This window comes from Butyrivibrio sp., from assembly GCF_024699075.1.
Map to the genome: position 1 here is coordinate 1 of NZ_JAILQF010000325.1, position 13,515 is coordinate 13,515.

Sequence of the window (13,515 nt, forward strand, 5' to 3'; positions counted from 1 at the left end):
ATCTTTAGCCTTACGCTCAAATACTTTTACGATAACCCATGTAAGAACACCAAACATAATACCATTAGCAATTGAATATGTAAGTGGCATGATGAGAAGTGCCATATAAGCACCGGCGCTATCTGCGATATCTCCATCAAATTCGATCTTCTTAATTGAAGTGATCATAAGCATTCCAACATATATAAGTGCAGGTGCTGTAGCAAATCCCGGAATAGCAAGGAATATAGGTGAAAGGAACATAGCTACAATGAACATAACACCTGTTGTAAGTGCAGTAAGACCTGTACGTCCGCCTGCTGCTACGCCGGCGCTTGATTCTACGAAACTTGTAACAGTAGATGTACCAAGGCATGCACCAAGTGTTGTACCAAGGGCATCTGACATGAATACTCTACCTACTCTTGGAAGCTTGCCTTCTTCATCAAGAAGTCCTGCTTTATCAGCTACACCAACAACTGTTCCAACTGTATCAAAGAGATCTACAAACAGGAAGCTGAAGGTAATAGCAATAAACTGAATCATGTGTGATGCAACCCAAGGGAAATTAAACTTAAATGCTGTATTAGCAAGACCTGAGAAGTTAACAAGACCATTTGAAAAGTCTGGGAAAAGGCTTGCATTGCTATCATTTACAACATACCATCCTGAAGTCTGTGCGCACATACCAAGGATCCATGTAACAAGGATTCCGATAAGAACAGCTCCCGGAATATTAAGGCTGCTCAATACAACAATGATTATAAAGCCAACAAGTGCAAGTACTACCTGAGGTGAAGAAAAGTCGCCCATGTCTACAAGTGTAGAATCACTGTTAATAACAATTCCAGCACCCTGAAGTCCAATAAATGCAACGAAAAGACCTATACCTGCAGATATACCATTTTTAAGGTTGTGAGGTATACCATTAATGATCTGTTCACGGAACTTAAATGCAGAGAGAATTATAAATATAATACCTTCACAAAAAACTGCGGTAAGACATACAGTAAATGCGCTGTCTCCCATGTCTGCAAGTTCGCCAAGACATACTGTATATGCAAAATATGCATTAAGTCCAAGACCTGCAGAAAGTGCTATAGGATAATTAGCTATGAAAGCCATAAAAAATGTAGCGAATGCTGATGCTATTGCTGTTGCAACAAATACACCATTTGCATCCATTACTGCTCCAAGAATAGATGGATTTACGGCCAGAATGTAGGCCATAGCAAGAAATGTTGTGAGACCTGCCAGCATTTCAGTTTTGACAGTTGTCCCATGCTCTTTGAGCTTGAATATTTTTTCAAGCATATTATCTCCTCCCTTTTTTATGAGATTGTAATTTTTACTTAACCAATAATACTTTAACTCAAAAAATTAATATAATCTACCCCAAATTAAAGGTTCGTTAATAATTTACCAACTAAAAAATGAAATGTCTTCTCTCACAAAAATGCACATATATAAAGCGCTCACAAGTATGTCATAATCCCCCATTTAAAGAAATTGGATGTCTTATTTCACAAAAAACATTCCCAAATCTATGATCCGGGAATGTTTTATATGGGTTAAAAAGTTCATGAATCACAAATACTTTTTACATACAAGCTATTACATCAGCAAATTTCTCTACAAGCTCCATATCACTTTCATGAAGTGCTGAATTTATAGTAAGTACAGTTTCTGATATTGTGCAGTCTTTAAGGAGTGCAAGCTTATCAGACATGTGTTTTGCGGCTACAGGTGCCCATGTTCCGTTTTGGCCAAGTGCAAAGGCTCTGTTCTTAAGTCCAAGTGCTACAAGATCTGCTACATAGTCTTCCATCGGAAGATACAGGCCACCATTATATGTAGGAGCAAGAAGTACGATCTTGGCACAGAGCCATGCTTCTCCTACAAGTTCAGACTTATCAGTCTTACTTACATCAAAAACTCTTACGTTCTTGCCACTCTTTTCATGAACGATCTGAGCGAGCGTCTCTGCTGCACTTGCTGTATGTCCATACATAGAGCCATATACCATTAGTATATCGTCAGTTTCAGGTGTAAAAGAGCTCCATTTGTCATACTTATCTACAAACCAGCTTACATCCTTGCGCCAGATGGGGCCATGCAAAGGACATATCTTCTGGATATCAAGGCCCTGAGCTTTCTTAAGAACTGCCTGAACCTGAGCTCCATACTTACCAACTATATTTGCATAATAGCGTCTTGCTTCATCAAGAAACTCTTTTTCAAAATCATAATCATCTGCAAAGATACCGGAATCAACGCTTCCAAAGGTACCGAATGCGTCTGCAGAAAACAGTGTTCCTGTCTTTGTATCAAATGCAAACAATACTTCAGGCCAGTGAACCATAGGTGCGCCAATAAAGCTAAAGCAGTGATTAGCTGTTTCTAGAGTATCGCCTTCCTTGACAGTGATCTTCTCAAGATTATCAAGTTCAGGGAAAAACTGGTGCAGGAACTTGAAAGTCTGCATACCGCCAACAAGCTTTATATCAGGATATAATGAAGCCACTCTTGATATCTGAGAGCAGTGATCAGGCTCCATATGAAGGATCACAAGGTAATCAGGCTTACTACCTGAAAGTGCTGCTTCAAGATTCTCAATATACTGGTCAGCTATTGTGACATCTGCTGTATCAAATATTATAGTCTTATCATCTTTGACTACGAAGCTGTTATATGACACCCCCTTTGGAAGTGGAAAAAGATTCTCAAACTTAGCAAGTCTCTTGTCGCTTCCGCCAATCCAAAGTATATCATCAGTAACATTTTTGATGTTGATCATTTTATTAAATGGCCTCCTTTTAGTTTTTCTTCATATCATAATTCTGATTCAAAGATTACCATAGCTGAAATATATCAGACAAGATTACCTTCTTTAACTCTCTTTTCTACATTTCTGTCAAAATTGAGAACTCTGTGTACATACTCATCTTCCATGAATCTGCTGGTGATCATAAAATCTGCTGTAGATCTGTTATTAGCGATTGGAATATCATAAACCTGAGCGATACGAAGAAGTGCCTTGACATCAGGGTCATGAGGCTGAGCTTCAAGAGGATCAGAGAAGAAAATGATCATATCGATCTTACCTTCAACTACCTTGGCTCCAACCTGCTGATCTCCTCCAAGAGGGCCTGAATTATAGGCTCTTACAGGAAGTCCTGTATTTTCTGCAACAAGTCTTGCAGAAGTACCTGTTCCGCACAGGAAATGTTTTTCAAGTCTGAATTTGTTGTGCTCGCACCATTCAACGAGTTCTTTTTTCTTCTTATCATGAGCGATAAGTGCAATGGTTTTCTGTTTGGGAATTGTGAATTCAATGTATTCGTCGTTAATAGACATGTTTTTCCTCCAAAAAATAAATATGTACCCCTTTAAGATAATACCAAAAATATCATAACTATATAACTATTATAAATCATAGATTTAAAAATACAGTAAATGCGTATTTCTGTAACTCACATTCAATAAGTCATCATATTCAATATTATCCAGAACACAATAATTATAGCATAAGATGCTTTGTTCTTTGTATTCTTTATTACGCAAAGCATCTAAATATATTGTATTTTTTACTTCATCTCACAAATAAATAAAACTAATGACTATCATATATCCTCGTATAATAAATGAACCACCCCAAAAAGGATGGCTCATATTATATATGAAAAAATTATCACTTGTTATCTTTTATAAACTGAACGAACTCATCCTTATTTATAGGCTTTGAATACAGATATCCCTGGAACTTATCACAACCCATTTCCTTAAGTCCATCTGCCTGTTCAGTTGTCTCAACGCCTTCTGCGATTATTTCATAATTCAGTTCCTTGAGCATCTCTATAGTATACTTTAGCGCAACGCGTGCTCTTTCCTCACTAAATGCCTTCCATACAAGAACTTTATCAAGTTTAACTATATGGAAAGGATACATGAGCAGGTAATTCATATTTGCAAGTCCTGAGCCATAATCATCAAGTGAGAACCTGATTCCGCCGTGAAGCATGACATTCATAAAGTCAAGTAGCTGCTCACTGGATGATACTGTAGCTGTTTCTGTGATCTCGAGATTGATCATTTCAGGTTTGACATGATATCTTTTCATGATAAGGAACAGCTTGTCTCTAAGATCTCTCTGGATGCATTGAACAGCTGACAGATTGATCTCAACATAGTCTATTCCAAGTTCTTCAAACTTACGGCTCTTTATAGTCTTGCAGACTTCCTCAAATACATACTCACCAATTTCAATAATAAGTCCGCTCTTTTCTGCACGAGGGATGAATTCCTCAGGACTTATAAAGCCATAATCTTCGTGATATAGACGAAGCAGTGCTTCTGCGGAGTGATACTCTCCTGTTGCCGCATCTCTTATTGGCTGGTAAAAGACTCTGAAGCCTTCAGTATACAAAGCTTCGCGCATTATATGGTCCATATCCGTATTTCTTTTGACCTGCTTTAAGATAAGTGAGTCGGCATAGATAACTTCCTGGGTATTCGACTTTTCAAGCTGTCTCATACAATAGGTTATAGCATCTTCAAGCTCAAAAGAAGTCGTACCATGATCAGGATATCTGACAACGATAAGCTGAGGTTTAAGTCTTATTTCAATATCTCCTACAAGGAACTCTTTTCTAAGCTCAAATTTAATCTGGGAGATAATGGTATTTTCTTCCATCCCCTTGTCATGAATAAGGACTGTAAAGCGGGTTCCGGAATTATAGAAGAGATTTTCTTTGCCAACTATAGGGCGAAGCCTTGAAGCTATCATTTCAAGGATCCTGTTACCGGCAACAATTCCGGCCGTCTCATTGACCTTTCTGAAATTCTGAAGTTTAACAGTGACCACGGTAAAGGGATTTCTGGTCCTTGCAAAGCCGCTAAGCGTATCTTCAAAGGCCTGCTGATTAAAGGCTCTTGTAAGAGGATCAATATAATTATCAACATCCTGAATTGAAAGATATATGACAAGAAGAGCCATAGAAACTGTAAAGGACGTTATCAGCTGATACGGATGGAAAAACTGGAATACAACAGAAAAAAGATTGCCCACTGTAACCATTATCATTCCTGCAATCTGCCCGAATTTGAGTGACTGCCTGTTCCTTATAGTCTCATAAACGCAGTTTACAAGCATAAAGAAGGATACGATATACAGTACTATCTTGAGATTTCCTGCACAGTAAACATTATCTTCAAAATAAAATACTGCCTTGGTCCATGGATTAGTTACTATAATCACCACATCTACAATGCCGCACACTACAAGGAAAACCCTGTTAAGCATGGTGAAAGGCCTGGTCTTATAAATTATTCTCAAAAGGTAATAACAATAGAAGAAAAGAACTGTATTCATAGACAAAAAGAATACAGAATTAATAATATAATTGAACGTCAGGGGAACTTTATCAGCATTTGGAATGGTATAGCCTGTAATAGCATCAGAAATAGCCGCAATAAGAGAATCTACAAGCAGGATCAGATAAGCAGCATTAGCACTTGTAGAATAGTTTTTTCTTGCAAGAAACAGTACAAGAACAAATACATATATAATTATTGCACATATGTCAAAAGAAATGTTATATTGCATAAAGTCCTCTGCTATTTCTTATAGTCATTGCAATCTAATACTATATCGGCATTTTTACCAAAAACTATAAGCTTGATTATAGGAACATTTTTACCAAAAAATAACAATACGATATATGTAATTCTGAGTATACAATTAGTATATTTATCTTCGGCATTATTATAAGCTATAAATCCTCCAATTGCACGCAAATACTGCATTTTGGTGAAAATTGCACATAAAATGGCAAGATTTTATATATAAAAAAGCAGATGCCCGCAACATACAGACATCTGCTCATCATTTAAGAGTTAAAAACTTTTGGCTTTAAGCATAAAATATGTCTTTAAACCTCAAGATAGCCTTCTCTTGGTGTAACCTTAAAGAAGTCTGCCAGTTCTTTGAGCTCAGAATCCTTGATAGTATTAATCTGCTTAACTGCAGCACACTTCATATATACTTCAGCTGCCTTTTCAGCTGTTTCTATAAGTCCGAAGGTCTCATCAAGGTCCTTGCCTGCACCATAGATACCATGTGCTGCCCAAACTACAAGACGAGCTGTCTCCATCTTCTTTGCTGTTGCCTCACCAATTTCATTAGTTCCGCAAAGCATCCATGGAAGAACGTTAACACCATCAGGGAATACAACTATACATTCTGTTGAGAACTCCCAAAGAGTATGTGTGAACTTCTTCTCATCAAGGTCATGGATATATGTCATAGCCAGAAGGTTAGTCGGATGGCAATGCATAACAACATGATTATCAGGATCAACTTGAAGACGAGCGATATGACTCATAAGATGTGCAGGAAGCTCTGATGTGAATCTTCCTCCATCGTTATAGCCCCAAAGAAGTTCAGCTGTATGGCCGTCTTGGCCAATTCTGAAAAGACCCATGTTCTTTTCAGGATCATACTGAACATTCTTGAAATACTTTCCTGTACCTGTTACAAGGAAGTATTTGCCGACAAGCGCAGTTGCATCAAAAGGAATGTCAATTGTGCGAATAACTGCATCAGTGTTCACATAGTCTTTAACCTTCTCTTCTTCAAGAAGAAGTGATACATTACCACCATTACGCTCATCCCATCCATGTGCATACATATTGGTAACTGTTCTGATCATCTCGATCATGAAAGGTGCTTCTAAAATATTAAACATAACAAACCTCTTTTTATTTTTGTATTGTAACAAAGGATAGTACTTCTTTAGAAGTACGCAGTTAATTGCAAAGCAATTTACTGCTAAATCTTTTCTTGGTACTTCTTTAGAAGTACGCAGTTAATCGCTCTGCGATTAACTGCTCTCTTTTTTTCTTGGTACTTCTTTAGAAGTACGCATTTAATCGCTCTGCGATTAAATGCTAATTACATAAGCTTTCTAAACATTGCAAGAACGTCGTCCTTTGTAGCCTCACGTGGGTTACCAGGGCAGCATGCATCTGCAAGTGCATCATCTGCAAGCTGTGAAAGATCCTCTTCTTTAATCTTCTCGTTCTTTTCCGGAATTCCTACATCCTGAGAGAGCTTCTTAACTGCAGCAATTGCAGCATCACGATACTCTTCCTGTGACATTTCGTCAACGCCTTCAACATGGAAAGCTCTTGCGATTTCTCTATACTTCTCACCTGTGTAGTCACGGTTGTATTCCATTGAGATTGGAAGGAACATAGCGCAAGCTACGCCATGAGGTGTGTCATAGTGAGCTGAAAGTGTATGAGCCATAGAGTGGTCAATTCCAAGACCTACATTTGAGAATCCCATACCTGCTACATACTGAGCAAGTGCCATGTTCTCACGTCCTTCAGGATCATTCTCAACAGCTTTTCTAAGGTTATCAGCGATAAGCTGGATAGCCTTTAAGTGGAACATATCTGTAAGCTCCCAAGCTCCCTTGGTTGTATAGCCTTCGATAGCGTGTGTAAGTGCATCCATACCTGTTGCAGCTGTAAGGCCCTTAGGCATTGAGCTCATCATATCAGGATCGATAACTGCATATGCTGGGATATCATGTTCGTCAACACATACGAATTTACGCTGTTTCTGAACATCTGTGATAACGTAGTTGATAGTAACTTCTGCAGCTGTGCCAGCTGTTGTAGGAACTGCAATTGTCTTTACAGCATGATTCTTGGTAGGAGCTACGCCCTCAAGTGAACGAACATCTGCAAACTCAGGGTTTGTGATGATGATACCGATAGCTTTTGCTGTATCCATAGATGAGCCACCACCTATAGCGATGATAGAATCAGCATTTGCCTTTTTATAAGCTTCAACACCTTCTACAACGTTCTCTACTGTTGGGTTTGGCTTAATTCCTGAATAAAGTTCATATGCAATACCTTCTTTTTCAAGAAGATCTGTAACCTTAGCTGTTACTCCGAATTTTACAAGGTCAGGGTCAGAACATACGAAAACCTTTGTGAAGTTCTCGCGCTTTGCAATTCCAGGAATCTCCTCAATTGCTCCCTTTCCATGATAAGATACTGTGTTAAGTACGATACGATTTGCCATAAATCTCTCCTCCTTTGGTGTTTTTAAAATTACTTATTTTTAGTTATTTACTATATATATTTGATATAAATTATAAGTTTTATGCTCTCTTAGAAAGCACTTCATTTTCATAGCGCTTAATTTCGTCATACCATGACTTGTCACAAGGAACGCCTTCACGTCTGCAATACTCTGCCCATACATCTGACCATGGAAGTGACTTCATCTCTTCTGAAAGCATCAGTCTCTTAGTATAGTCAGCCTCATCCTGTGCCTTCTTAAGCTCTTCATTAGGCTGAAGAAGTGCAAGAAGAAGTGCCTTGTGAGTAGCACGTGTTCCGATAACCCATGCTGCAACACGATTGATTGATGCATCAAAGAAATCAAGGCCAAGAATAACCTTATCAAGAGCATCATTTCTAACAACTTCCTTCATTACTTCAATAAGCTCATCCTGAAGAAGAACTACATGATCTGAATCCCAGTTAACCGGTCTTGTTACATGAAGCGGGATCTTGTCAAAGAAAGGAAGAAGTGCTGGAATCTTGTCACTTACATATTCACTTGGATGATAGTGTCCCATATCAAGAAGATTGTATACACCAGGGTGTGTAGCTGCATAGCTCATGTAGAACTCGTTAGATCCTGTTGTATAGCTCTCAACACCGATTGCAAAGAACTTGGATTCTACTGTATCGATAACGTGAGGGCACTTCTCAGCAAAGATCTGATCAAGAGAGTCCTTAAGACGAAGTCTTGGTGTAAGACGATCAGCAGGGATATCCTTGAATCCGTCCGGGATCCATACATTGTTAAGAACCATGTCATTCAGTTCCTGACCAATTCTCTCTGCGATCCTTCTTGATGCTATAGCATGACGGATCCAGAAATCACGAACATCTTTTCTTGGAGATGAAAGTGACAGACCATCAACCATCATTTTATGTGAGAAGATTGTAGGATTGAAATCTATTCCAAGGTTGTGCTCCTTAGCAAAATCAACCCATGGCTTAAAGTGCTCATAAGTCTGCTCGTCACGATCAACCCATGGATGCTCATCATCAAATATTGCATAGCAGGCATGAAGATTGATTCTCTTCTTACCTGGTATCATGCTGATAGCCTTAAGGAAATCATCCTTGAGCTCTTCAAATGTTCTAGCTCGTCCAGGATAATTACCTGTTGTAGCGATGCCATCTCCTGCTCCGCCGTTTGGATTATCAAATCCAACAACATCATCTCCCTGCCAGCAGTTAATGCTGATAGCCTTGTTTGCAAGAAGTGATAATGCTTTTTCTGTATCAACGCCATAACTTGCGTAGATCTCTTTTGCTTCCTGGTAACTCATTTTTGTCCTCCTGTAAAAAGAAATATCATATAGTTTTGTATGCTTTTTTTGTGTATGCTTTTTGTCTTTATACCTTTTGTATTTTTTAGTATTGAGTTTTTGTCTTAATATATTTGTTTTATATCTTCAAATATTCAAAGGATAACTTTATTTCAAGCTTCAACAAGCTTAATATCAAAGCTCTTCTTGATCGCATCTCTTGCTTCCTGAAGATTCTTGTACTCTCCTGAACATATGAACTGCACTATCAGGTTTCCAAGAGCTGTTCCTTCTGTTGGTCCTGCAAACACAGGAAGTCCTGTCGCCTGAGCGGTTCTTTGGTTCAGGTACATATCCTGTGATCCGCCGCCTACGATGTTGATGGATGTGTATTTATTACCAGTAAGTTTTTCAAGCGTCTCTACAGTTCTTCTGTAGTCATCAGAAAGAGAATTATAGATAACCGCCATAACTTCGCCTGTTCCTGCCGGAAGACAAGTTGTTGCCTCGCACCCTTCGATTTTTTTACCATCCGAATCATTCTTTTCAGATGGACTATCATCTCTGACATTTGAAAGTGTTTCTCCTGCATCCTCACAGGCCTTTTTTATCTCTTCTATCATTGACTTAGGTGCAAGGAATCTTGCATCATCAACGTCCAGCACTACGTCAATATCTTTTGCCTGCTTAGCTGCTTCTATAAGTTCCGGGAAAGAAGGCTTTGTGCCTGTAATCTCACCGATCTCCCGCCTTACAGACTGGATCATCCAAAGTCCCATGATGTTCTTAAGATATCTATAAGTATTGTTATAGCCACCTTCGTTGGTGAAATTAGCTTCCTTAGACTCGCCATTTGTTATAGATTCTTTGTTCTCAACTCCCATAAGTGACCATGTGCCTGATGACAGGAACACTGCCTTGTCATCCCTTGCAGGAACAGCAAGATATGCAGAACCTGTATCGTGGGTAGCCGGAAGTATCACATCAAGGTCAAAACCTACATAGTTCCTGACTTCCTGAGTAAATCTTCCAAGCTTTGTACCAGGCTTTGAAAGTTTACCGAATATCTTCTTTGGAAGACCGAGCTTTTCTATAAGTTCATAGTCCCAGTCGCAGGTCTTTGCATCCACAAGCGCTGTCGTGGAAGCATTGGTATATTCATTAGACTTTATGCCTGTCAGCTTGTAATTAAGATAATCCGGAATCATGAGAAAGCTCTCTGCCTGCTCCATGTATTCAGGATGCTCTTTTTGAAGTGCCACAAGCTGATAGATCGTATTAAATTTCTGATATTGGATTCCCGTTTTAGAATACAGATCGTCAAAAGAAAGGATGCCCTTATCTTCAAGCTCCTGCCTGATGCCATCTGTTCTTTCGTCTCTGTAAGCGACTGTATCACCAAGGATTTCCCCATCGCTGTCAAGAAGCACGAAATCAACTCCCCAGGTATCAATTCCCATGGTATCCGGCGTGAGATTCTGGTTTCTGCACTCTCTGATACCATCTATAATATTTTGATACAATAAATTTATATCCCAGCACAGATGACCGTTCTTCTCAGATACCCCATTTTCAAATCGGTAGACTTCCTGCAGCTTCATAATGCCATTATCTACTCTACCGATAATGTGTCGGCCACTGGAAGCGCCTATATCTACCGCTAAGTGATTTAGTCCCATAGCTATCTCCCATATTTTTAGTATTGTTCTAAATAACAAATTGATATTACCCCAATAAGTCGGCGTTGATTCTTTTTGTATTATTCCAATGAATCTAATGTCGAAAAATAGTTGTATTATTTCAAATTTGCTTTATCCAGAACTATATTTATTATTTGGCCTGACCTAATACTGATTATAACGTCATATGGTGCCTGTACCATTGTTCAAAGTCCGAAAGACTTTTGCAAAAGTCCACTCTTTCAAAACAAAAAATAGAGCCGATAATTCTATCGAATCATCGACTCTTTCTGTATTTAAACCAGGTTATTAAGTCTTTTCTTCATCTCTTCTGCAGGAAGTCGTCTCTCCTTGTGTTCCAATAATTGTTCCAGACAATACTTGTATTCAGATGCAGTTATGTGGTCCCCCTCATATAACTTATCCAAAATTCCTATTGTACCAATAACTTTCACGCCTTCTTTTACAGCTGCCTTTCTAAGGGCATTATCTCCTGTCAATAGCGGTATGCCCCGGTGTTTTGCTATAGCTAACGCAGTACTATCATATTTTGATATTTTTACGTATTTTGCTACACATTCAGCTGCATAAAAGAATTCTTCTGTAGTAAGTTCTACTGCCTCGAGACCTTTCTTTTTCAAATCCTCCATCAAATCTGGTGGAGAAATAACTTCTTCCGATAATGCTTCTCTATACATTACATAAGTACATGGCAATCGAAAAGGTAGGTCCGTACGTGATATAGTTTCAAAATCCAGCCAAATATTGGTATCACTGCTAATATACTTCAAGTTTATACCTCCATAAGGCCACAGTATTTTTCTACATCACTATAAGGCATCTGCAAAAGCTCTGCACCACGCTGTATGCTTACCCCTTCTTCATTTACAGCTCTATACACAAGCTGTTTGAAAAGTAAGGGTTCTTCAATATTCTTAACTCGTTGAGGCTCATGCTTATTCCAATGTGCTTTATTAGCTTTAATATAGAATTCTTTTTCCAAAGAATTAGACATTATCTTCTTTTGTGCTGCACGCTTAACCAATAGATACATAGAAATTCCATATTCCTGGCATACCAGGATCATATCTTTTGTAAGGCGCGTTTTCTTTAATCCCAGTTCTCTAACTAAATCTACGTCAGTTATCAAAAAAGCTCCTGCTATCTGTGTTGCGAGAAGCTCATTTTCCTTTTCTTTGCTTTCATCCCAGATAAACATAAGATGAGCTAACTCATGAATAATTGTAGTTCTTTTACGCTCAGGATTCATATTTTTATTGATAACAATGTATGGATATTCATTAACAAATCCATTCATTCCAGAAAAATGTTCATCATCCATTTTCAGCTCAAAAACCATAATCCCTTTATTTTCCAGAATTGTTATAAGTTCATCAATAGGGCCTTCCTCCGGAAGGCCAAGATGCTTTCTTAAATTCAAAGCATCCTGCTGATATGAGCCAGATAAGTCAAGCGTATAACATTCAATTGGTGCAGGAAGAGGATTACCACATAGACAGTCTACAGCATCAAAGAAGCGGCCAAAGTATTCCTCAACAGATTCCTTTATATACTCCTGCTGCGTTTTGGTAAGCGTTGAATATTTTCTAAATTCACAATGTTTAAACTCCAAACGCGAATTACGTGAAGCTAGAAAATCAACGACTTTGATTCCAAGTACCTCAGCCATCTTGTTGATAATCTCTATCTCCGGTCTTCTCTTGCCTGATTCATAGTTTGAGATAGCCATAGATGTTACTCCAACAGCATCTGCCAAACTTTTCATACTCATGTTCTTTTTCAAACGATAATATTTAAGATTTTTCTCAAACATAGTAACAATCACCTTTCTTTGTGTGTTTATTTTATCATTATTTTTTCCAAATGTAAACGCCGCATACATTTAGATCACGTATTATAAACTAGCTGCTAACGGATGCTTTTACCTCTTAGCAGCTGATTATACTTATATATGCTCTTCTTAACCAGTCGTTTGTATATGTTTTCGCAACTTTGAATCACTTTACTCTCCCACTCCCTGTAAAGCCTCGTGTCTCGAATGTCTTCATATGCACTGGAAGCCACGATCTTACCTTTATAGTTCTGCTATGCCCTACCTATTGCCAATCCAGATAAGGCTTCACTCATAAAAGTTGGGCTTCTTCAGGCAAAGAAAAAGCCTATTCTGCGTACGCAAAATAGACTCACACAAATAGACCCACTATTACATGTAGGTAAGAATTTGAAAATCAAATAAATTCATAAATAATAATTGCTTTCTGCTATATGGTAGTAATTTTTCATGCAACCGTAGCCATCTCTTCATTGATCAGATCCTCACTCTCAGCCATAGCTTTAAGTGTCATCTCGAGAAGTTTATCAAGTTCCCAGCCAAGTTGTGCCGCGCCACGTTCAATGACCTCTCTTGAGCAGCCTGCAGCAAATCCCTTGCT

10 protein-coding genes and 1 pseudogene are annotated in these 13,515 nt (G+C 38.5%); all 11 read right to left on the minus strand.

Features of this window, described 5'->3' with window-relative positions; translation table 11 throughout:
* The coding region (locus tag K6G87_RS13150; protein WP_296838144.1) for an NCS2 family permease at positions 1-1,293 on the minus strand (1,293 nt) is incomplete at its 3' end.
* Positions 1,294-1,579: 286 nt separating this feature from the next.
* Complete coding sequence (locus K6G87_RS13155; RefSeq protein WP_296838147.1) at positions 1,580-2,776, minus strand: FprA family A-type flavoprotein; 1,197 nt, start codon at positions 2,774-2,776, stop codon at positions 1,580-1,582.
* Positions 2,777-2,850: 74 nt separating this feature from the next.
* Positions 2,851-3,336: a methylglyoxal synthase gene (locus K6G87_RS13160; RefSeq protein ID WP_296838150.1), complete on the minus strand. Its 486-nt coding sequence runs from the start codon at positions 3,334-3,336 to the stop codon at positions 2,851-2,853.
* Positions 3,337-3,670: 334 nt separating this feature from the next.
* The gene (locus K6G87_RS13165) at positions 3,671-5,584 is read right to left on the minus strand and encodes a GGDEF domain-containing phosphodiesterase (protein WP_296838153.1); all 1,914 of its coding nucleotides are present in this window, start codon (positions 5,582-5,584) and stop codon (positions 3,671-3,673) included.
* 325 nt (positions 5,585-5,909) lie between these two features.
* Positions 5,910-6,725 (minus strand): rhamnulose-1-phosphate aldolase, encoded by an 816-nt coding sequence (gene rhaD / locus K6G87_RS13170; RefSeq protein ID WP_296838156.1) that lies wholly within the window; start codon positions 6,723-6,725, stop codon positions 5,910-5,912.
* Positions 6,726-6,931: 206 nt separating this feature from the next.
* Complete coding sequence (gene fucO, locus K6G87_RS13175) at positions 6,932-8,077, minus strand: lactaldehyde reductase (RefSeq protein ID WP_296838161.1); 1,146 nt, start codon at positions 8,075-8,077, stop codon at positions 6,932-6,934.
* Between the two features lie 79 nt (positions 8,078-8,156).
* A complete protein-coding gene (locus tag K6G87_RS13180; RefSeq protein ID WP_296838164.1) occupies positions 8,157-9,404 on the minus strand; it encodes an L-rhamnose isomerase in 1,248 nt (415 codons plus the stop codon).
* Positions 9,405-9,556: 152 nt separating this feature from the next.
* Positions 9,557-11,062 carry a rhamnulokinase gene (locus tag K6G87_RS13185; RefSeq protein ID WP_296838167.1) on the minus strand — a complete coding sequence of 502 codons (1,506 nt, stop codon included), beginning with the start codon at positions 11,060-11,062 and terminating at the stop codon, positions 9,557-9,559.
* A gap of 296 nt (positions 11,063-11,358) precedes the next feature.
* Entirely contained in the window at positions 11,359-11,853 is a 495-nt protein-coding gene (locus K6G87_RS13190) for a PIN domain-containing protein (RefSeq protein WP_296838169.1), read from the minus strand.
* 2 nt (positions 11,854-11,855) lie between these two features.
* Complete coding sequence (locus K6G87_RS13195) at positions 11,856-12,965, minus strand: helix-turn-helix domain-containing protein (RefSeq protein WP_330669857.1); 1,110 nt, start codon at positions 12,963-12,965, stop codon at positions 11,856-11,858.
* 397 nt (positions 12,966-13,362) lie between these two features.
* Positions 13,363-13,515: pseudogene (locus K6G87_RS19960) on the minus strand (hydrolase); the annotation flags it as partial.